The sequence below is a fragment of the Longispora sp. NPDC051575 genome, assembly GCF_040681875.1.
Classification (GTDB): Bacteria; Actinomycetota; Actinomycetes; order Mycobacteriales; family Micromonosporaceae; genus Longispora.
In genome coordinates this window covers 98395-118680 of the sequence record NZ_JBFAZP010000008.1, presented here as the reverse complement: position 1 = coordinate 118680, position 20286 = coordinate 98395, and the positions used below count along the sequence as shown (strand labels likewise).

Sequence of the window (20286 nt, the reverse complement as noted above, 5' to 3'; positions counted from 1 at the left end):
GCATTAGGGTGTGGGCATGAGGGTCGCCGTCTGCCAACTCAACGCCCGCGAAGACCGGGCCGCCAACCTCGCCCAGGCCCGCCAGTTGCTGGTCCGGGCCGCCGATCAGGGCGCCGATTTCGCGGTACTGCCCGAGTACACCGACTACCTGGGCCCCAGCGAGCACCGCCCCGAGCCGGTCGACGGCGAGTTCGGCACGTTCTTCGCCGAGGCCGCCCGCGAGCTCGGCATGTGGGTGCACGCCGGAAGCTTCCACGAGCAGGGGCCCGACGACCAGCACAGCTACAACACGTCGCTGGTGTTCGACCGCTCCGGCAACGTCGCCGCGACGTACCGCAAGATCCACCTGTACGACGTCGAGATTCCCGGCAAGGTGTCCTACCACGAGTCGGCCACCGTCGCGCCCGGCTCCGACATCGTGACCGTCAAGGTCGAGGGCGCGACCATCGGCCTGTCGATCTGCTACGACCTGCGCTTCCCCGAGCTGTACCGCAAACTGACCGACGCCGGGGCCGACATCCTGGTCGTCCCCGCCGCGTTCATGCTGCACACCGGCCGGGACCACTGGGAGGTCCTGCTGCGGGCCCGGGCGATCGAGGGCCAGTCGTACGTGCTCGCCGCCGGCCAGGTCGGCAACCACGAGCCCAACCGGACCTGCTTCGGAAGATCCATGATCATCAACCCGTGGGGTACGGTCCTCGCCCAGGCCCCCGACACGGTCACCGTGGCCGTCGCCGACATCGACCGGCAGAGCCTGGAGCAGATCCGCGCCGAGCTGCCCAGCCTCGCCAACCGGCGGCTATGACCCGCGTTCCGAAGTACCTGTCGATCAAGGAGGACCTGATCCGGCGGATCGCCACGGGCGAGTTCCGGGTCGGCGAACCGCTGCCCTCCCAACGCGACCTCAGCGTCCAGTACGACGTCAGCCTCATGACCCTGCGCCAGGCCTTCAGCGAACTGGCCGCCCAGGACGTCATCGAACAGGTCGCCGGCAAGGGCACGTTCGTCCGCAGCCACCGCACCCCGTACGCCGCCGCCGGACTCCGCAGCCTCGGCGACGACCTGCGCGCCCAGGGCATCACCGTCGACACCCGCGTACACGGCGTCTACTTCACCCCGGCCCCCGTGGACGTGGCGACCCGGCTCCGCGTCGCCGTAGACGCGCCCGTCCTCGTCATCGAACGCGTCCGGGTCATCAACGGCCGCCCCGCCGTCCACCAGTACTCCTACGTCCCCGAACCCTTCGCCACCCCCCTCGCGGACGCCGACCTGGCCGTCCGCTCCCTGTACGAACTCCTCGAACTGTGGTGCCACGCCGTCGCCGCCCGCGCCACGGAGGTGATCACGCCCGTGGCGGTGAGCGGCCGGGTCGCCGAGCTGCTCGAACTGTCGCCCGGGGATCTGGCGCTCCGCAGCGACCGGTTGACGTTCGACCAGGCCGGGCGGGTGATTGTGGACGATCGGGCGGTGCTCGCCGGGGAGCGGGTGATGGTGACGGTGGATCGGGCGAGTGTGGGGAGTGCGCCGGATGTGGTGGTTACGGCTGCTATGACGTGAGGGTGGGCGGTGGACGGTGGGCTGTGGGCTGTGGGCTGTGTGTTGATGGGTGGGCGGGACGCGGCGCTCCGGTGCGGGTGAGTGGCGCCCCGATGGGGTGAGCGGTGCGGTGTGCGCTGGTGGGGTGGGTGGCGGGCGGTGCTGAGCGGCGGCGGGCCTCGCGCCCTGGTGGGGTGCGCGGTGTGTGGCACCCCGGTGGAGGTAAGCGACACGTGGCACGCCGATCGGGGTGAACGGCTCGCGGCATCCCGATGGGGGTGGGTGATGGGGCGGCGCTGAGCAGCAGCGCGCCTCACCCTGACGGGCGAGTAACGCGTGGCACCCTCAGCAGCAGCCCCCAGTCCTGCTGACCGCGAAGGCACCCGCGCAACGCCTACCGTCCGCGCTGGCTCAGCAGTTCTCCGTCCAGCAGTTCGCGATGCCGTTCGCCCGGAGCAGTTCCAGGCTCCGGACCGTCTCCTCCGGTGTGCCGATCCCGATCGGATAGCGCCCGACCCGGTTCGCGTGCAGCGCCAGCTCGATCGCGGCGCCCAGGTCGACGCCGGGCAGTGCCCGGTACACCGCAGTGACCGTGGAGTCCAGGGAGTGGGCCGTGTCCACGCCGAGCACGACGACCGAACCCGCCCCGCCGAGCTGCACCGGCTCCGGTCGCGGCAGGCCGGCCCGCAGCCGGGCCCACAGCGCGTCGAGCACCGGGTCGGTGTTCTCGAAGAGCATCCCGGTCGGGCGGAGTTCCTTGTCCGGGAAGGTCGACGCCGGCCGGGCCCCGGAGCACCGTTCGCACCAGCCCAGCAGCAACTTGCCCTGCCGGAGCAGCTCGCCCGGGGACTCGGCGGCGTGCACCACGTTCGCGAACGGGCCGTCCGCGAACCGCCATCGGATGGCGCGCTTCACCCGCCTGGCCGCCTCGTACGCGTCCGCGCCGGCCAGGGTGACCACCTGGGAGGGGCCGCCGCCCAGGTACCGGTCGAGCAGGCCCAGCATGAGGCTGTGGCCCTCGTCCGAGTATTCGTTCCACAGGTAGCGGATGTCGGCGGGGGTCAGGGCGATCCGATGACGGCAGCGGATCTCCAGCCCCTCCGCCTCGATCTCACGCTCCACATGGGCCGACAGCCCGGCACGCAGACAGTCCGGCTTGAGCAGGAGGAAGGCTTCCACCTGTTGTAGGCTACCCGCCGATCGCCTTACGGAAATCAGCCACCAGGGTGCCGATCGCCGCCGGGGATTCACCCTCGACGATTCTCCGCATCACCGGCGCCCCGATGATCACGCCATCGGCTTCCTGGCAGATCTGGGTCGCGTTCGCCGGGGTGGAGACCCCTACACCGATCAGCACCGGCTTGTCCGTGATCGCCTTGAGTCTCCGGGCCAGGGTCAGCGAGGACTCCGCCAGCGAGGACCGCTCGCCGGTGACGCCCATCAGGCCCAGCCCGTACACGAAGCCGCGGGTGCGCTCGCAGATCACGGCCAGCCGCTCGTCGGAGCTGACCGGGGACGCGAGCAGCACGTGCTCGATCCCGACCGCCGACGCGTCGGCCTCCCACTCGCCCGACTCCTCGTGCGGCAGGTCCGGCAGGATCGTCGCGCAGATCCCGGCCTCGCCGATCCGCTCGGCGAACCGCTTGTGCCCGGGCTGGAGCACCAGGTTGTAGTAGGTCATGGCGATCAGCGGCGCCCGGTCGTGTCCGCCGCGCACGAGGTCGTCGACGATGGTGTCCACAGTGGTGCCCCGTTCGAGCGCCAGCACCGAGGCCCGCTGGATCACCGGCCCGTCGATCGCCGGGTCACTGAACGGCACCCCGATCTCGACCGCGTCCGCCCCGGCTTCGAGCGCCGCGTCCACGTATTCGGTCCAGTTCTCGGTGACGCCGCCCGTCACGTACGGAATCAGCAGCTTGCGCCCGCCGTCCCGCGCCGCCCGCAGCGTGTTCTCCAACCGTCCAGTCATGCCGTCGTCGCCTCTCCGAGCAGCCCGATCACAGTGTGCATGTCCTTGTCGCCGCGCCCGGACAGGTTGACCAGCACGGTCGATCCGAGCGGGATCTCGCGGCCGGCCTCGCGGATCACGTACGCGATGGCGTGGGCCGACTCCAGCGCCGGGATCAGGCCCTCCAGCCGGCTGAGCACCTGCACCGCCTCGAGCACCTCCTCGTCGTCCACCGTCGGGTAGTCGGCGCGGTGGATCGAGTCCAGATACGCGTGCTCGGGGCCGACGCCCGGGTAGTCGAGGCCGGCGGAGATGGAGTGCGCCTCCAGCACCTGGCCCTCGCGGTCCTGCAACAGCTGGCTCCGGGAACCGTGCACGACCCCGACCCTGCCGCCCCCGATCGCCGCCCCGCCGGCCGCCTGTACGCCGACGAGCCGGGCGTCCGTGTCCACGTAGCCGGCGAAGATGCCGGCCGCGTTCGACCCGCCGCCGACGCACGCGACGATCTGGTCCGGGTGGGCGCCGCCGAGGATCTCGAGGCACTGTTCACGGGCCTCCTCGCCGATGATCCGCTGGAGCTCCCGGACCAGCCACGGGTACGGATGCGGGCCCATGACGGAACCCAGGCAGTAGTGCGTGTCGTGGGTGTTGGCCACCCAGTCGCGCATCGCCTCGTTGACCGCGTCCTTGAGCGTGCGGCTACCGGAGGCCACAGGCACGACCTCGGCGCCCAGCAGGCGCATCCGGAACACGTTCAGCTCCTGGCGGGCCATGTCGACCTCGCCCATGTAGACCACGCAGTCGAGGCCGAGGAGCGCACAGGCGGTCGCCGTGGCCACCCCGTGCTGGCCGGCACCCGTCTCGGCGACGACCCGGGTCTTGCCCATCCGGCGGGCGAGCAGCGCCTGGCCGAGCACGTTATTGATCTTGTGGCTACCGGTGTGGTTGAGGTCCTCCCGCTTCACGAGCACCCGGACGCCCAACTTCTCGGACAGCCGGTGGCACTCGGTGACCGGGGTGGGCCGCCCACTGTACTGCTTCAGCAGCCCCCGCAGCTCCGCGTGGAACGCCGGATCCGCCCAGGCGGCCGTGAACGCCTCCTCCAACTCGAGGCATGCCGGCACGATCGGCTCGGGGACGAACCGCCCGCCGAAATCCCCGAAGCGCCCGTCAACAGAGGGCAGTCCCATCAACTCCGCACTCACAGCTTCCTCGATCCACCTGGAGGTCACGGGGGCTGGTCACGTCGGCCCCGCACCCAGAATGCCTCACGCGTACCCCGAAAGTCAATGAAGAGAGTTCTAGAACTGTACTTTTCAATCTGCTATAACTGTTCTAGAACTGAGAGGGTGAGGTGAGGCTCGCGCCTGGTAGCGGTCGGCTCGACGGGTCCCCCGGTAGCGAGACCTGGCAGGCGGGCGCGCTTCGAACGGAAGGATCGGGAGATGGGGGCGGGTGGCCGGATGGTCCGATCGAGCTGAACTGTGGCCGGGCTGATTACCTCGAGGCGGAACCGAGCCTAACCAGAACAGCACCCCGGCAAACGTCCGGGGCCAGACCGCACGCGACACGAAGCCGAGCACACCAGGAGCCGAGCGAAGTGCGACATCAAGCCCCGCAAGTTACGAGCCAGGCCACATGAGACACCAAGCCTGGCACGTCAGAAGCCGGACACCACCCACGACACCGAAGTCAGGCACGAGTCCGGACCAGACCACCGTCGGCGCACACGCCGACTCGGGCCACGCACGTGCCGAGCCACGAGCCACGAGCCACGAGCCACGAGCCACGAGCCACGAGCCACGAGCCACGAGCCACGAGCCACGAGCCACGAGCCACGAGCCACGAGGATGTAACCACGGTCGAGCCACCCCGGCACCCCACCAGAAGCACCCGCCGGCAGCCACAAGCCCCGGCACACGAGCCGCCCTCAAGGGCTGCCAAGCCAGGGTGGCCCAACCCACCAGCCCGACCCCGGCACGCACAGGCCGCCCAGCCCGGCCCCACCCCAACAACAATGGCGGCCCCCAACCACCCGGAGCCGCCACCGAAAACCCAACAAACCCAACCAACCAACCCGATCAAGCCGACTTGTCGCGCCGCTCCCGATCCCGAGGCGCGCTCCGCGGAATGTCCCGAGGAATGATCGTCGGATTCACGTTCTCCCGGACAACCGCCCGGGTGATCTCGACGCGGGCGACGTCGGAGCGGCTCGGCACCTCGTACATCACGGGGAGGAGCACCTCCTCCATGATCGCGCGCAGGCCACGGGCGCCGGTGCCCCGGAGGAGCGCCTGGTCGGCGATGGCCTCGAGGGCCTCCTCGTCGAAGACCAGTTCGACGCCGTCGAGCTCGAACAGCTTCTGGTACTGCTTGACGAAGGCGTTCTTCGGCTCGCTCAGGATCTTGATCAGCGCGGTGCGGTCGAGGTTGCGCACGTTGGTGATGACGGGCAGTCTGCCGATGAACTCGGGGATCAGGCCGAACTTCAACAGGTCGTCGGGCATGACCTGATTGAAGATGTCGTCGGTGCTGACCTCTTCCTTCGACCGGATCTGGGCGCCGAAGCCGAGGCCCTTCTTGCCGATCCGCGACTCGATGATCTGGTCGAGCCCCGCGAACGCGCCACCGCAGATGAACAGCACGTTGGTGGTGTCGATCTGGATGAACTCCTGGTGCGGGTGCTTGCGGCCGCCCTGGGGCGGCACGTTCGCACTGGTGCCCTCGAGCATCTTCAGCAGCGCCTGCTGGACGCCCTCGCCGGACACGTCCCGGGTGATCGACGGGTTCTCGCTCTTGCGGGCGACCTTGTCGATCTCGTCTATGTAGACGATGCCGGTCTCGGCGCGCTTGACGTCGTAGTCGGCGGCCTGGATGAGCTTGAGGAGGATGTTCTCGACGTCCTCGCCGACGTAGCCCGCCTCGGTGAGCGCGGTGGCGTCGGCGATCGCGAAGGGCACATTCAGCATCCGCGCGAGGGTCTGCGCCAGATGGGTCTTTCCGCAGCCCGTGGGGCCGATCATCAGGATGTTCGACTTGGCGAGCTCGACGACCTCGCCGCCGCCGGGGCGGTTGCTGACCGACTCGGCCTGGATGCGCTTGTAGTGGTTGTACACCGCGACCGCGAGTGCGCGTTTCGCCTGCTCCTGGCCCACGACATAGGCGTCGAGGAACTCGGAGATCTCCTTGGGCTTGGGCAGCTCGTCGAACTTGACGTCGCCGGCCTCCGAGAGCTCCTCTTCGATGATCTCGTTGCAGAGATCGATGCACTCGTCACAGATGTAGACGCCTGGGCCAGCGATGAGCTTCTTTACCTGCTTCTGCGACTTGCCGCAGAAGGAGCACTTGAGGAGATCACCGCCATCACCGATTCGAGGTGCCACCTGCGTCACACTCCCTGTGCTCACGGTCTGAGGGCTCGCGCCCCGGACGTCCGAGACCCGCTGCTTCGACGTTACCTGGTTGGGGGCCCCATCGAGGCCCCCAAACCCGCATAACCTCCACCACTCGGCGGCCACGGGGTGGCCGGCGGTTGGCTACTAGCTGACGGCCCGGACCACGGCGTTCTTCTTCCGCGGCGCCTGGACGGTGTCGATCAGGCCGTACGCGAGCGCGTCCTCGGCCGTGAGGATCTTGTCGCGGTCGATGTCCTTGCGGACCTGCTCGATGGGCTGGCCCGAGTGGTGCGCGATGAGGTCCTCGAGCATCGTACGCATACGCAGGATCTCCCGCGCCTGGATCTCGATGTCCGACCCCTGACCGTAGCCGCCCTCGGTGGCCGGCTGGTGGATGAGCACCCGGGAGTTCTGCAGGGCGACCCGCTTGCCCGGGGTGCCGGCCGCGAGGAGCACGGCGGCGGCCGAGGCGGCCTGACCGAGGCACACGGTCTGGATGTCCGGCCGGATGAACTGCATCGTGTCGTAGATGGCCGTCATCGCGGTGAACGAGCCACCCGGCGAGTTGATGTACATGACGATGTCGCGGTCCGGGTCCGTGGACTCCAGGACCAGGAGCTGGGCCATGATGTCGTTCGCCGAGGTGTCGTCGATCTGGACGCCGAGGAAGATGATGCGCTCCTCGAACATCTTGTTGTACGGGTTGGACTCCTTGATCCCGTACGACGTGCGCTCGACGAACGACGGCAGGATGTACCGGTTGGTGACCGGCGCGAACTGCGAAGAAGGCGTGTTCAGGTTCATGGTCTCTTCTCCGTCAGCCGTCAGTTATCGGTGCCGGCACCAGCGGGAACCTGCGCGGCCCCGGTGATCACCTTGTCGATGAAGCCGTACTCCAGCGCGGCCTCGGCCGTGAACCAGCGGTCCCGGTCGGAGTCGGTCGCGATCTGCTCGATGGTCTGGCCGGTGTGGTACGCGATCCGCTCGTGCATCAGGTGCTTGGTGAACACCATCTGCTCGGCCTGGATCGCGATGTCCGCGGCGGTGCCGCCGATGCCACCGGACGCCTGGTGCATCATGATCCGCGCGTGCGGCAGGGCGTAGCGCTTGCCCTTGGTGCCGGCGCAGAGCAGCATCTGGCCCATCGAGGCGGCCATGCCCATCGCGACGGTGGCCACGTCGTTCTTGATGAACTGCATGGTGTCGTAGATGGCCATGCCCGAGTAGACGGAGCCGCCCGGCGAGTTGATGTAGAGCCAGATGTCGCGCTCGGCGTCTTCGGCGGCGAGCAGCAGCAGCTGGGCGCAGATCCGGTTGGCCGACTGGTCGGTCACCTCACTGCCCAGGAAGATGATCCGCTCCTTGAGCAACCGGTTGTAGACCGAGTCGTCGAGGTTGCCGAGACTTTCGGCCCCGCGTGCGACCGGGGAATGCAGGTCGGTCATGGCAGCCCTTCGCCGTAACACCCGGCGCGCTGATCACGCCGGTCGGGGGTTTTCTTATCTGCGACCCTAGCCGGTGCCGCCGACAAACCGGCCCCATGAAGGGCCCGTTTCGCTCCGCGCTGAAAACGGCCAGAAGACGCGGACGGCGCGCGACCCTCGCCTGGGCCACGCGCCGTCCGCGGACGAACTATTCGGCCTCGACGGCCGGGGTGCCGCGCAGCTCGTCGACCTTGAGCTCAGCGCCGGTGGTGTCCGTGATCTTGATGTTCTCGACGACCTGGGCCAGGGCCTTGCCCCGACGGACGTCCCCGAACACCGAGCCGGCGACACCGGCGCGCACGAGCTGGTCGTAGTACTGCTGGGGCGCGACGCCGGACTGCTGGGCCCGGTGCACGATCTCCTGGCCGAACTCGTCGTCGGAGACCTGGACGTCCTGGTCCTCGGCGATCGCGTCGAGGAGCAGCTGGATCCGGACGGCCTTGGTGGCCGACTCGGTCAGCTCGGCCGTGAGGCCCTCCTCGGTCTGGTCCTCCGCCTTGAGGTACTCCTCCAGGTTCGCGCCGACCCGCTGGAGCTGCTCGAGCATCGACTCCTTGCGGTGCTCGACCTCCTCGGCGACGACGGACTCGGGCGCGGGCACGTCGACGGCCTCGATCAGGGCGTCGATCGCCTTGTCCCGGGCGGACATGAGCTGCTCCATGCGCTTGACCCGGGTGAGCCGGGTGCGCAGGTCGTCGCGGAGCTCCTCGAGCGTGTCGAACTCGCTGGCCATCTGGGCGAACTCGTCGTCCAGCTCCGGCAGCTCCTTCTCCTTCACGCCCTTGATCGTGACGGCCACGTCGGCGTCGCGGCCGGCGAACTCGCCGGCGACCAGCGCCGTGGTGAAGGTGGTCGACTCGTCGGCGGACAGGCCGACGACGGCCTCGTCCAGGCCCGGCAGCAGCTGGCCGCTGCCGACCTCGTGCGAGATGCCGCTGGCGGAGCCGCCCTCGACGTCCTTGCCGTCGACGGTGGCGTTGAGGTCCAGCGTGACGTAGTCGCCGTCGGCGACCGCGCGCTCGACGCCCTTGAGGGTGGCGAACCGGTCACGGAGGCTGTTGACCTGCTCGTCGACCTGCTCGTCGGTGAGCTCGAGCTCGTCGACGGTGACGCTGATGCCGGAGAAGTCCGGGAGGGTCAGCTCGGGGCGGACGTCCACCACGGCGGTGAACTTCAGCGGCTCGCCGTCGGCCAGCTCCTGGACGTCGATGTCGGGCCGGCCGATCGTCTTCACGTCGTGGGCCTGGACCGCCGCCATGTACTGCTCCGGCAGGGCCTCCTGGACGGCCTCGCTGAGCACCGCGCCCCGCCCGATCCGCTGGTCGATCACCGCTGCCGGGATCTTGCCCTTCCGGAAGCCGGGGATCGAGACCTGCTGGGCCAGCGTGCGGTACGCCTTCTTGAGGCTCGGCTCGAGCTCAGCGAAGGGCACCTCGATGGACAGCTTCACCCGGGTCGGGCTAAGGGTCTCCACGGTGCTCTGCACGGGCGTACTCCTTGATTGGTTTGCGGTCGTAAGAGGTCTGACCGAACGAGTTTAGACAAGCGTCGCCTGCCTGACATGGCTGGGACCCGAACAGGAAGCACAGGTCACAGTCTGTGTCGGGATGACAGGATTTGAACCTGCGACCCCTCGCTCCCAAAGCGAGTGCGCTACCAAGCTGCGCCACATCCCGGTCGAACCTCCGGGAGTCTACCCGCTAAGCTGGGGGCGCGCCTCGGCGCATGCGGGCGTAGCTCAATGGTAGAGCTTCAGTCTTCCAAACTGACTACGCGAGTTCGATTCTCGTCGCCCGCTCCACCCGTGAGGCCCCGGTCACAATGCCGGGGCCCTCGTCGTTCCGGGCACCGGAAGCTATCCGGCCAGCGCGCCCAGTCCGGCCAGAAGCTCCCACCGCTCCCCCTCGGTCAACGCCGCGTAGATCGGCGCGTCCCGCCGGTTGGTGTCGGCCTCGACGGCGTCGCGCACCGGCCCGTCGGCCAGTGCCCGCACGCCGTCGACCGTCAGCCCGGCGGCGGCCCACGCGGCGCGGTGCGCGTCGCCCCGGTGGTGCCGCAGCGCCCCGAGCCGGTTCATCAGCAGCAGCGCGGGCGAGGCGTCGGCGGGTTCGAAGACCGGGGCGAGGGTCGCGAAGGCGGGCCCGCCGGTGGGTGCCCCGGCCGCCAGGAGGGTGCCGACGAGCTCCGCCAGTCTGGGTACCGCGGCCAGCCCCGGCATCGTGGCCACCGGCGTCCGGGACCACAGTTCCGCGGCGGCCTCGGCGGTGGCGTCCTGGATGGCGAGCGCCAGGTCCCGGCCGAGGTCGGTGAGCCGCCACCCGCCGTCGGGGTCCACGACCGTGATCCCGGCGGCGAGCTCCTCGGTCATGTCTGTGCCGACGTAGGCGAGCGCCGCGTCAAGGCCCTCGGCGGACATCGGCCGGGCGAGCAGCCCGAAGTAGAAGCTCAGGATGAAACCGGGGTGTACGCCGAACTTCCCGATCACGGCGCGGCCGCGTTCCCGTCCGGCGGCGCGGGCGGTGCCGTAGACGCGGTCGACGACGGGGCGGAGGAGGGCGGCGTACTGCTCGGTCATGGGGGCTCCTGAGATCACAAGGGCATCAGATGGGTACGCAGCGCGGCGACGGTCGCGGGCGGCACCCCGATCGAGGAGACGTACCCGTCGAGGCTGCCGTGCCGGGCGCGCAGCTCGGCGAGGAACAGGGTCATGGCGTCGCCGGGGCAGGCGCTGAACGGCGGGAAGTGTCCGGCCCCGTGGCCGTACCCGGCGGCGAGGCGGGCCGTGACGAGGTGCACGGTGTCGGCGGTGCGGGCGTAGTCGGCGACGATGGCCTGGTCGGACGCGCCGAGCAGGCCGAGGGTGAGGGCGGCGAGGACGCCGGTGCGGTCCTTGCCCCCGGCGCAGTGGAAGACGACGGGGCCGGCGTCGGGGGTGGCCAGCAGGTCGAGGCAGGTGGCCAGTTCGGCGGCGCCCTCGTCGGTGAGGTCGAGGTAGCGGTCGCACAGGTAGCGGGCGACGCCCTGGGACTCGTCGTAGGCGACGGTGTCCCAGAACGTCCGCAGCAGGGAGAGGTTGCGGTAGTCCACGGCCGAGTCGGTCCGGATCCGGCCCTGGGTGGACACTTCCTCCGGGGTGCGCAGGTCGAGGACCGTGCGCACGCCCAGTTCCCGGAAGCGTTTCCACTCCGCGTCGTCGAGTTGGGTGAGCGCGTCCGAGCGGTACACCCGACCGGGGCGAATCCGGTCACTGTCCGCTGTGGATAAGTCACGGAAGTTGAACGCGTTGGTGAACATCGCGCCACCGTAACCAGACGACTACGCGCCCGACATCAGCCGGGCGCGCAGAGTTGTGTGCCGGTTACGGCTTGAGTGGGGGGTACGTCGGGTCGAGGTGACCACCCTCTTTGAGCTGCACGTACAGCGGGACCTCGCTCGGGAAGTGGCCCCACGCGTGGTCGCCGCCCTCCACCCGGTCCACCGCGCGCCCGTCGAGCAGGTCGCACATCTGCCGCTGCACGGGGGTCAGCTCGTCGAAGGAGGTGGGCTTCTCGTCGCGGATGGCGATCCACCGGTACGTGTACCCGAAGAAGGCGACCTTGCGGGTGAAGTCCGAGTAGTTGTTGGACCGGGCGTGCCAGATCCGCCGGTCGAAGAAGACCACGTCGCCGGGGTTGACCTGCACCTCGATGGCGCCCTCGGGGTTGGGCCACTCCATGTCGCGGCGCGGCGGACCCTGGATCCAGTTGGTCTTGTGGCTGCCGGGCACGACCTGCAGGTTGCCCCGGCCGGGCTCGGACAGGTCGGTGAGGAAGAAGGCGAGCTTGACGGAGAGCTGCGGACGCGGGTCCGTCTCGATCTCGCGGTTCTGCCGGCCGCCGTCCTGGTGCCACTCGAACCGGGCGGGCTTGTGCACCTCGATCTTGGGGTGCACGTCGAGGTGCGAGTGGTAGACGTGCACGTTCCAGCCGATGGTGGACCAGACGAGCGGGAAGACCTTCTCGTGGGTCATCAGGCCGGCGAGTTCGGGGCAGCTGGCGACGGCGCTCAGCTTGTGCAGCGAGCCGTCGGCACCGAGCTTCCCGGCGGCGGCGTGCTCGGCGTAGACCCGGTCCATCGCGGCGGTGTAGTGCGCGATCTCCTCGGGAGTCAGCACCCCGCGGATGATGAGGTAACCGTCGCGGTCGAACTGTTCGCGCTGGTCGGGGGTCATGGCGAGCTCGGCCGCCGGGGCGTGGGCGGTTGCGGTCAACGTGCTCTCCTCCGTGAAGGGTGCTGGAGTCCGGGGTGACGGGCACCGACTACGAGGTCGGCGTCGCACAGGCCACCTCGGCAAGTAGACGCTTCGGAGACTACTTTGCGTGGCGAATGTGACTCACGTCACGTCGAATTGACCGGCATCAACACGGAGCAGGTGACGGAAATCAACTGATAAGACGTGACAGCCAGCCAGTACTGTCCAGGTATTGCAGCCCTGTGACCGCAAGGAACAGGGCAACTACGATGTGTGACACCCGCGCGCTCCGCCGGGTCTTCCCCCACCAGCGCACGATGATCAGCAGCCCGACGAGCCGGCACAGCCCGAACACGCCCAGCCCGATCAGCAGCTCGAACACGAACGCGCCGAACTTGCCGCCCAGCCCCGCGAAGCCCCCGGCGAACGCCCAGATCCCCCAGCACACGAACGAGAACGCGGCGCCCACCGCGCTGAACTCCCAGCCCCGGGCCAGCAGCTCCATCCGCTCCCCGAACGGCAGGGTCGGCTCCCGGTGCCGCTCGCGGATCTCGGCGGTCGGCTCCTGCTGCTTCTCCTGCGGCTTCGGCACCGACGCCCGGCCGGCCGGGCCCTGGTCGCCCTGCGGGGACAGCTGGGTCCGTTCGGGCGGCGCGACCCTCGTCCGGTCGGCCGGCGAGGACCCCGGACCGTTCGGGGCGACCCTGGTCCGGTCGAGCGGGGCGGTGGCCTGCGGCGCCGGGCGCTGCCGGGAGTCGAACGCGGCGGTCGGCTGGTGGTGGGCCTGCTGCGGGCGGGCGTCGCGGTACGGGTCCACGGGCGGCCGGTACGGCGCCGGGGACACCGGGTGCGCGAACACCTGGTTCTGCACGGGCGGCACCGCGTACGCCGGGCTCGGGGTCGGCACCGCGGGGCGGGCCAGCACCTCGCGCAGGTGCACCAGTTCGCGTTCCAGGTTCTCGATCCGGGCGAAGGCCCCCGTGTCCGTACCGGCGACGGGCTGCTTCGGCGGGGTCACGGTCGCCCGGCCCACGGTGCGGCTCGGGGCCGCCGACATCCAGTCCACCCCGATGTCGGGGACCCCGGCGGCGCGGACCAGCTCGACCAGGTCGGACACCCAGATGGACAGCTGCGCCGTGGACGGCCGGTGCATCGGCTCGTCGGCCAGCGGGGCCAGCAGGTGGTCGCGGAGCTTCGGCCGGGACTCCAGCATCGGGTGCGAACGCAGGGTCGCCCACGGCGGCGGCGGGGCGTCCGGCTGCTCCGGGCCGGTGTGCTCCATCCGGGGGAAGGCGCCGGTGACCAGGTAGTAGGCCACCGCGCCGAAGCCGTGCACGTCGTAGGCGGGGCCCACGGTGCCGCTGAACGCCTCGGGCCCGCCGGCCTCCACCGTGTACGCGATCTGGGTGATGTGGTCCCGGCGGTGGTACCGCGCGCCGGTGAAGTCGATCAGGCGGATCTCGCCGCTGGGCAGCACCATCACGTTGGACGGCTTGATGTCCATGTGCAGCACCGGGCACGCCGACGGGTCCTCCGGGAGGTGCAGCTCCTTGAGGATCCGGGCGAGGAACGCCAGCGAGGCGGGCGCGTTGAGCAGCCGGCCGCCGGCGTGCCGCTGGGACACGTACTCCCGGAGGTTGACGCCGGGGACGTAGTCGTAGACCTGGATCGGGACGGCGTCGCCGGGCGGGGGCAGCTCGCCGGGCGGGTGCGGCGGCGGGCCCCAGAAGCCGTCCGCGCGCCGGCAGATGCCGGGGACGCCCCGGTTGTTGAGGTCCATCAGGGCCGCGTCGCCCTTGTCCCAGGACCGCAGCTCGTCGGCGATCGGCCGGAGCGGGTCGACCCGGAAGACCTTCACGGTCATCGGGGCGGAGCTGACTCCACTGCAGACCCGCACCGCCCGGTAGACCTCGGCCTGGCCGCCGGAGCCGAGGTGCTGCACCAGGCGGTACCTCTGGTGGGTTTCCGGCAACGGGCCGGCGGGCCCACAGACGAGATCGAGAAGTTCGGTCACTTCCCGAGATTAGCCTTGAATCCCGCGATGTACTCGTCCAGCGACCGCGTCGTCGTCCAGCCGAGCTGGCGGGCCTTGTCCGAGTCGGCCGCGCCGCGTTCGCGTTCGCCGCGCAGCGCGGGCACCATCTCGATCTCGCCGCCGAACATCTCCGCGACCTCCAGCAGGGTCCACTCGCGGTTCGCGCCGAGCAGGTAGCCGTCACCCTTGCCGTGTTCGTAGCAGGTCAGGATGCCCGCGACGATGTCGTCGATGTGGGTGAAGTCGCGGGTCTGGGTGCCCGGGGAGACCACGGGCAGCGGCTCGCCGGCCTCGGTGCGGGTCTCGAAGATGCCGATCACGGTCGCGTACCGGCCCGTCTTGATCTGTCCGGGACCGTACACGTTGTAGAAGTAGGTGATCACGTGGTCGAGCCCGTACCAGGCGTCGAAGTTCGTGATGTACTCGACGTTCTTGGCCTTGGTCCACGCGTACGGGTTCAGGTGCTCGTCCTGGCCCTCGTTGCCGAACTTGGAGCTCGACGCCGCGTAGACCAGCCGCGCGCCGTGGGCGTGGCAGAGCTTCACGACCTCCTTGGTGCCCCGGAGGTTGAGCTCCCACACCAGGTCGGGCTCGTCGAAGGACTGCGGGATCCGCGAGTACTCCCCCAGGTGGAAAACCGCCTTCAGCGGCGGGAGGTCGAGGGTGTTCACGTCGACCGTGCTGCCCTCGAGGTAGGTGACGCGGGCGTCGTCGACGTGCGCGGCACGGGTGCCCGTGAGGTAGTTGTCGAGGGAGAGGATCTGCGACGCCGGGTAACGCTCCAGCAGAGCACGAATCACGTTACTGCCCACGAAGCCGGCACCGCCGGTCACCAGATAGGTCTCCATGCTCACTCTCCGTCGAAAACAGTCTCCTTGCTGACACCTACGCTACCGTCACAGGTGTGAAGGACTTCGGCCGACGCGGCGGTGAGGACCCCGACCGCGGGCTACGCGGGCTCGTGGGCCCCGGCTCGTCGCAGGTCAGCGTGGGGGCGGCGTTGCGCGCCCGGGACGCGGCGAGACCCACTGCGGAGGACCTGGCGACCGCCGACGAGCAGGTGGTCGTGGTCCGCCGCAACTGGGTCCCGCCGGAACAGCTCTCTTAGGTGGGTGGGGACCCGCTGAGGACGACGCTGGCGGCGCGTCGGCGGAAGGCGCAGGGCGCTGCCCTAGCTCCTTCCGCCGACGCTTGCCAGCCCCGCCCTCAGCGGGCCACTTCGCCTTAGGTCAAGAGCCTTAGATCAACTACTGCGTTTCGTAGGCGCTGATCAGGGCGATGCGGCGGTTGTGCCGCTCGACGCCGGAGAAGGGCGTGGCCAGGAACGCGGCCACGATCTCCGTGGCCCCGTCCAGGGTGTGCATCCGGGCGCCGATGCCGATGACGTTGGCGTCGTTGTGCTCGCGGGCCAGCTGCGCGGTCTCCACGCTCCACGCCAGGGCGGCGCGCACCCCGACGACCTTGTTCGCGGCGATCTGCTCGCCGTTGCCCGAGCCGCCGATCACGACGCCCAGGCTGCCGGGGTCGGCGACGACCCGCTCACCGGCGTCGATGCAGAACGGCGGGTAGTCGTCCTCGGCGTCGTAGGCGTGCGGGCCGCAGTCGACGACCTCGTGCCCCTCCTTGGACAGGACGCTGGCCAGGTGGGTCTTCAGTTCGTAGCCGGCGTGGTCGGCTCCCAGGTAAACGCGCATGCGGCCACTATTCCATCCGGCCGGGCGACGGGCCTCGGCGGCGGTGGCCCTCCGGGGAGGACGCGGCCCGGCACCACGGGGGCACCGGGCCGATCGGCACGCTACGCGCGGGGCAGCTCCGACAGCACGAGCCCGCCCCGGGCCTTCGGGGTGAACCAGGTGCTCTTCCGGGGGAGCTTGAGCCGGGACAGGTTGACCGCGACGAAGTCGTCCACGGTCACCGGCGCGATCAGGATGGCCAGGCTGGCCCGGCCGGCGTCGACCTCGTCGCACAGCCACGACGCCGGGTAGTCCCCGCCGACGTAGTTGATCTTCTTGTCGCCCGCGTCGAGGCCCAGGGCCTGGTTGAAGACCTGCTTCTCGACGAGCGCGTGGTCGAGCCGGTCCAGCACGCTGGCGTCGGCGGCCACCGGCAGCCGCAGGGCGTAGCCCTTGCCGCCCTGGTAGACGTGGATCGTTCCGCCAGCGGTCGGCACCTCCGGGCGGCCGTCGAGTTCGACCAGCTCGCCGCCGAGCGCGGCCAGGTCCAGTTCCACCCCGGAAACCAGTCGGTTGTACGGCTGGATCGCGATCGACTCCGGCGTCGTCACCACGGCGAGGAACTTGGGCAGGTGGCCGGTCTGGGCCGCCAGGCTGCGGTGGTTGCCGTCGGCGACGATCAGTTCGCCGCCCCCGGCCAGGGCCAGCACCGCGTCGCGGTCGGCCCCGGGGCCCAGCACCCAGATGGCGTGCTCCCGGCCGGCCTGGTCGGTGTCGGCGACGTCGGCGTCACCGAGCCGTTCGGTCAGCTCGGACAGCAGCGCGTGCAGTTCGGCGCCCTTGCCGGTCTGCAGGAGGAGCACGGGCGAGAGCAGGTGCCCGACGGCCTCGGCGAGCGCGACCCGCTCCCGGACCTTCTCGATGAAGACGTCCTCGTTGCGGATGACCAGGCCGGGTTCGTCCGCGTTGGTGGAGATCTGGCTGGTGTCGACCAGGCAGAACACCCCGAACGAGCCCTTGCCGAGCCGGTAGACGGCGACGATCTCCTCGGCGGCGGTGTACCTGCCCTGGTCCTTGGCGGCGGTCAGCCGCGCCGCGGCGTCGGGCAACGATTCGGTGAAGGATTTGCCCAGGCTCTCCGGTGCGCGGTGCGGCATCTCCACACCCAACGCGCTGACCGGATTGGCACTGATAATGGCGGTGATTTCGGCGTCATCGGCGAACTCGTCGTAGTTCTGTGCTCCTGTGCCACCGGCAGAGACCCAGGCCCTGCTGATGGGGTACGCGACGGTCATGGTCAAGAACCCTACCGGCCACCCTCGGATCGGCCGGCTCCGGTGGCGCGGTACCCCCGGAATTGTGCAAGACTTCCTTCCGATATCTGTGCCGTCACCGCCGATGGAGGATTATTCAGGTGGCAGGAACCCGAAACCTCGCCCAGACCGAGGCGGTCGAACGCGCCCGGCTGCTCGAGGTGCTCTCGTACGACATCTCCCTGGATCTCACCGACGGCGGCGGGAAACCGGGCGACCGGACGTACCGCTCGCGGTCGGAGATCCACTTCACCAGCACCGAGCCGGGCGCCGACACGTTCATCGAGGTCGCGGCCGACTCGATCGAGTCCGCGACGCTGAACGGCGTCGAGCTCGACCTCACCGGGTGGTCCGGCGAGAAGGGCCTCGCGGTCCCCGGTCTCGCCGCCGACAACGTCCTCGTGGTGGTCGGCCAGTTCCTCTACTCCAACTCGGGCATGGGCCTGCACAAGTTCGTCGACCCGGTCGACGGCGAGGTGTACCTCTACTCCCAGTTCGAGACCGCCGACGCGCAGCGCACCTACGCGTGCTTCGACCAGCCGGACCTCAAGTCCGTGGCGACCTGGCACGTGACCGCCCCGCAGCACTGGAAGCTGATCTCCAACGCGCCCGTAGCGTCCGTCGAGGACCACGAGACCGGCGCGAAGGTCACGCACTTCGAGCAGGGCGCGAAGATGAGCACGTACATCAACGCGCTGTGCGCCGGGCCGTACCACGAGGTGAAGAGCGAGCACGACGGCATCGACCTCGGGCTGTACTGCCGCCAGTCGCTCAAGGAGCACTTCGACCCCGAGGACATCCTGCTGATCACCCGGCAGGGCTTCGACTTCTTCCACGAGCAGTTCGGGGTGCGCTACCCGCTGCCGAAGTACGACCAGATCTTCGTGCCGGAGTACAACGCCGGGGCGATGGAGAACTTCGGCTGCGTCACGTTCGCCGAGGACGCCTACGTGTTCCGGTCGGCGGTGACCGACTTCGAGTACGAGCAGCGCGCCAACACCATCCTGCACGAGATGGCGCACATGTGGTTCGGCGACCTCGTCACCATGCAGTGGTGGGACGACCTGTGGCTGAACGAGTCGTTCGCCGAGTGGGCGAGCCACTGGTGCAACGCCAAGGCCACCCGGTTCACCGACGCGTGGACGACGTTCCTGTCCGCCCGCAAGGCCTGGGGCTACCGGCAGGACCAGATGTCGAGCACCCACCCGGTGTACTGCGACACCCCGGACGTCGAGGCGGTCGAGGTCAACTTCGACGGCATCACCTACGCCAAGGGTGCCAGCGTGCTCAAGCAGCTCGTCGCGTACGTCGGCGAGGAGCCGTTCGTCGCCGGCCTGCGGCAGTACTTCGCGCAGAACGCGTGGGGCAACGCCACCTTCGGCGACCTGCTCGGCGCGCTGGAGGAGGCCTCGGGCCGCAAGCTCGGCGAGTTCGCCGCGCAGTGGCTGGAGACCTCGCAGGTCAACACGCTGCGCCCGACCGTCGCGGTCGACGCGGACGGCAACTACACCTCGGTCGTGATCCACCAGACCGCCCCCGAGGGGTACCCGACGCTGCGCAACCACCGCATCGCCCTGGGCCTGTACGACCTCGACGGCTCCGACCTGGTCCTCCGCGACCGGATCGAGCTGGACGTGGCCGGCGAGGCCACCGCGGTCGAGGCGCTGGTCGGCGTGAAGCAGCCCGACGTGCTCCTCCTCAACGAGGACGACCTGACGTACGCGAAGACCCGGTTCGACGAGCGGTCGGCGGCCACGGTGCGCGAGCACATCGCCGGCTTCGCCAGCTCCCTGTCCCGTGGCCTGACCTGGGCCTCGGCCTGGGACGCGCTCCGCGACGGCGAGCTGCCGGCCCGCGACTACGTCCGCCAGGTCGCCGCGGGCCTGCCCGCCGAGACCGACATCAACATCGTCACGGTCATCGCGCGCCAGGTGAGCACGACGCTGTCGGCCTACGCGGACCCGTCCTGGATCGCCGAGGGCTACGAGCTGATCGCCGGCACCGCCCGCGCGACCGTGGCCGCCGCGGCCCCGGGCAGCGGGCTCCAGCTCGCCTGGGCCCGGCTGTACACGAACACGGCCCGCTCGGCGGCCGACCTCGCCGTACTGCGGGGCTGGCTCGACGGCGTGGACGTCCCCGAGGGCCTGGCCATCGACACCGGCCTGCGCTGGCACCTCGTGCAGGCCCTCGTCGCCAACGGCGCGGCCACCGAGGACGACATCGAGGCCGAGCTGGACCGGGACCCGACGGCGACCGGCAAGCAGGAGGCCGTCATGGCCCGGGCGCTGATCCCGACCGCCGAGGCCAAGGCCGCGGCGTGGGCGCAGCTCACCGGCGAGGGCGACCTCACCAACATGCAGGCCCGGTTCCTCGTGTTCGGGTTCCAGCACTCGACCCAGGTCGAGCTGATCGCGCCGTACACGGAGAAGTTCTTCGCCGAGGTCGCCCGGATCTGGGAGCTCCGCGACGGGGACATCGCCCAGATGTTCGCGGTCTTCGGGTACCCGAAGCTGCAGATCAGCGACGAGACGATCGCCGCCTCCGACGCCTGGCTGGCCGACCCGAGCCACCCGGCGCCGCTGCGGCGGCTGATCGCCGAGGGGCGCGACGACATCGTGCGGGCGCTCGCGGCGCGCAAGTGCGACGCGGCGGCTGCCTAGCTGTCACCAGG

General features: G+C 69.9%; 17 protein-coding genes, 2 tRNA genes and 1 pseudogene. 5 read left to right on the top strand and 15 right to left on the bottom strand.

The window, feature by feature from the left end:
- Nucleotides 1–16: 16 nt before the first annotated feature.
- Together AB0M43_RS24700 and AB0M43_RS24695 are read left to right on the top strand one after the other, a co-directional pair.
- On the top strand, nucleotides 17–805 hold the full coding sequence (locus AB0M43_RS24700; protein WP_363728135.1) for a carbon-nitrogen hydrolase family protein: 789 nt from the start codon (nucleotides 17–19) through the stop codon (nucleotides 803–805).
- Complete coding sequence (locus AB0M43_RS24695; protein ID WP_363728134.1) at nucleotides 802–1557, top strand: GntR family transcriptional regulator; 756 nt, start codon at nucleotides 802–804, stop codon at nucleotides 1555–1557. Before AB0M43_RS24700 ends, AB0M43_RS24695 begins: the two co-directional genes overlap by 4 nt.
- Nucleotides 1558–1947: 390 nt before the next feature.
- On the opposite strand, the gene AB0M43_RS24690 is transcribed toward AB0M43_RS24695, so the two are convergent.
- The 8 genes from AB0M43_RS24690 to AB0M43_RS24655 form a co-directional block, all read right to left on the bottom strand.
- Nucleotides 1948–2715 (bottom strand): hypothetical protein, encoded by a 768-nt coding sequence (locus AB0M43_RS24690; protein ID WP_363728133.1) that lies wholly within the window; start codon nucleotides 2713–2715, stop codon nucleotides 1948–1950.
- A 10-nt stretch (nucleotides 2716–2725) separates the two neighbouring features.
- Entirely contained in the window at nucleotides 2726–3505 is a 780-nt protein-coding gene (trpA, locus tag AB0M43_RS24685) for a tryptophan synthase subunit alpha (RefSeq protein ID WP_363728132.1), read from the bottom strand.
- On the bottom strand, nucleotides 3502–4674 hold the full coding sequence (gene trpB, locus AB0M43_RS24680; RefSeq protein ID WP_363728553.1) for a tryptophan synthase subunit beta: 1173 nt from the start codon (nucleotides 4672–4674) through the stop codon (nucleotides 3502–3504). Before trpB ends, trpA begins: the two co-directional genes overlap by 4 nt.
- An 891-nt stretch (nucleotides 4675–5565) precedes the next feature.
- On the bottom strand, nucleotides 5566–6867 hold the full coding sequence (gene clpX / locus AB0M43_RS24675) for an ATP-dependent Clp protease ATP-binding subunit ClpX (protein WP_363728131.1): 1302 nt from the start codon (nucleotides 6865–6867) through the stop codon (nucleotides 5566–5568).
- Nucleotides 6868–7023: 156 nt separating this feature from the next.
- Nucleotides 7024–7683: an ATP-dependent Clp protease proteolytic subunit gene (locus AB0M43_RS24670; protein ID WP_363728130.1), complete on the bottom strand. Its 660-nt coding sequence runs from the start codon at nucleotides 7681–7683 to the stop codon at nucleotides 7024–7026.
- A 20-nt stretch (nucleotides 7684–7703) separates the two neighbouring features.
- The gene (locus AB0M43_RS24665; RefSeq protein WP_363728129.1) at nucleotides 7704–8324 is read right to left on the bottom strand and encodes an ATP-dependent Clp protease proteolytic subunit; all 621 of its coding nucleotides are present in this window, start codon (nucleotides 8322–8324) and stop codon (nucleotides 7704–7706) included.
- A gap of 187 nt (nucleotides 8325–8511) precedes the next feature.
- The gene (tig, locus tag AB0M43_RS24660) at nucleotides 8512–9849 is read right to left on the bottom strand and encodes a trigger factor (protein WP_363728128.1); all 1338 of its coding nucleotides are present in this window, start codon (nucleotides 9847–9849) and stop codon (nucleotides 8512–8514) included.
- Nucleotides 9850–9965: 116 nt separating this feature from the next.
- Nucleotides 9966–10039 (bottom strand) — tRNA-Pro (locus AB0M43_RS24655).
- A 51-nt stretch (nucleotides 10040–10090) separates the two neighbouring features.
- Here AB0M43_RS24655 and AB0M43_RS24650 point away from each other — a divergent pair.
- Nucleotides 10091–10164, top strand: a tRNA-Gly gene (locus AB0M43_RS24650).
- Nucleotides 10165–10218: 54 nt separating this feature from the next.
- On the opposite strand, the gene AB0M43_RS24645 is transcribed toward AB0M43_RS24650, so the two are convergent.
- The 5 genes from AB0M43_RS24645 to AB0M43_RS24625 form a co-directional block, all read right to left on the bottom strand.
- Nucleotides 10219–10938: a hypothetical protein gene (locus AB0M43_RS24645; RefSeq protein ID WP_363728127.1), complete on the bottom strand. Its 720-nt coding sequence runs from the start codon at nucleotides 10936–10938 to the stop codon at nucleotides 10219–10221.
- 14 nt (nucleotides 10939–10952) lie between these two features.
- Nucleotides 10953–11657 (bottom strand): tyrosine-protein phosphatase, encoded by a 705-nt coding sequence (locus tag AB0M43_RS24640; protein WP_363728126.1) that lies wholly within the window; start codon nucleotides 11655–11657, stop codon nucleotides 10953–10955.
- A gap of 64 nt (nucleotides 11658–11721) precedes the next feature.
- Nucleotides 11722–12612, bottom strand: a complete 891-nt coding sequence (locus AB0M43_RS24635; protein WP_363728125.1) for a phytanoyl-CoA dioxygenase family protein — start codon at nucleotides 12610–12612, stop codon at nucleotides 11722–11724.
- 172 nt (nucleotides 12613–12784) lie between these two features.
- Nucleotides 12785–14608: a hypothetical protein gene (locus AB0M43_RS24630; protein WP_363728124.1), complete on the bottom strand. Its 1824-nt coding sequence runs from the start codon at nucleotides 14606–14608 to the stop codon at nucleotides 12785–12787.
- Nucleotides 14605–15477, bottom strand: a complete 873-nt coding sequence (locus AB0M43_RS24625) for an NAD-dependent epimerase/dehydratase family protein (protein ID WP_363728123.1) — start codon at nucleotides 15475–15477, stop codon at nucleotides 14605–14607. Before AB0M43_RS24625 ends, AB0M43_RS24630 begins: the two co-directional genes overlap by 4 nt.
- 71 nt (nucleotides 15478–15548) lie before the next feature.
- Here AB0M43_RS24625 and AB0M43_RS24620 point away from each other — a divergent pair.
- Nucleotides 15549–15737, top strand: a pseudogene (locus tag AB0M43_RS24620) (hypothetical protein); the annotation flags it as partial.
- Nucleotides 15738–15876: 139 nt separating this feature from the next.
- Here AB0M43_RS24620 and AB0M43_RS24615 read toward each other — a convergent pair.
- Complete coding sequence (locus AB0M43_RS24615) at nucleotides 15877–16323, bottom strand: ribose-5-phosphate isomerase (RefSeq protein WP_363728122.1); 447 nt, start codon at nucleotides 16321–16323, stop codon at nucleotides 15877–15879.
- Nucleotides 16324–16424: 101 nt separating this feature from the next.
- Nucleotides 16425–17597, bottom strand: coding sequence for a DUF1015 family protein (locus tag AB0M43_RS24610; RefSeq protein ID WP_363728121.1), 1173 nt, complete (start codon nucleotides 17595–17597; stop codon nucleotides 16425–16427).
- 119 nt (nucleotides 17598–17716) lie between these two features.
- Between AB0M43_RS24610 and pepN the strand changes: the two genes are divergently transcribed.
- Nucleotides 17717–20275, top strand: a complete 2559-nt coding sequence (pepN, locus tag AB0M43_RS24605) for an aminopeptidase N (RefSeq protein WP_363728120.1) — start codon at nucleotides 17717–17719, stop codon at nucleotides 20273–20275.
- The last annotated feature ends 11 nt before the right edge of the window (nucleotides 20276–20286 follow it).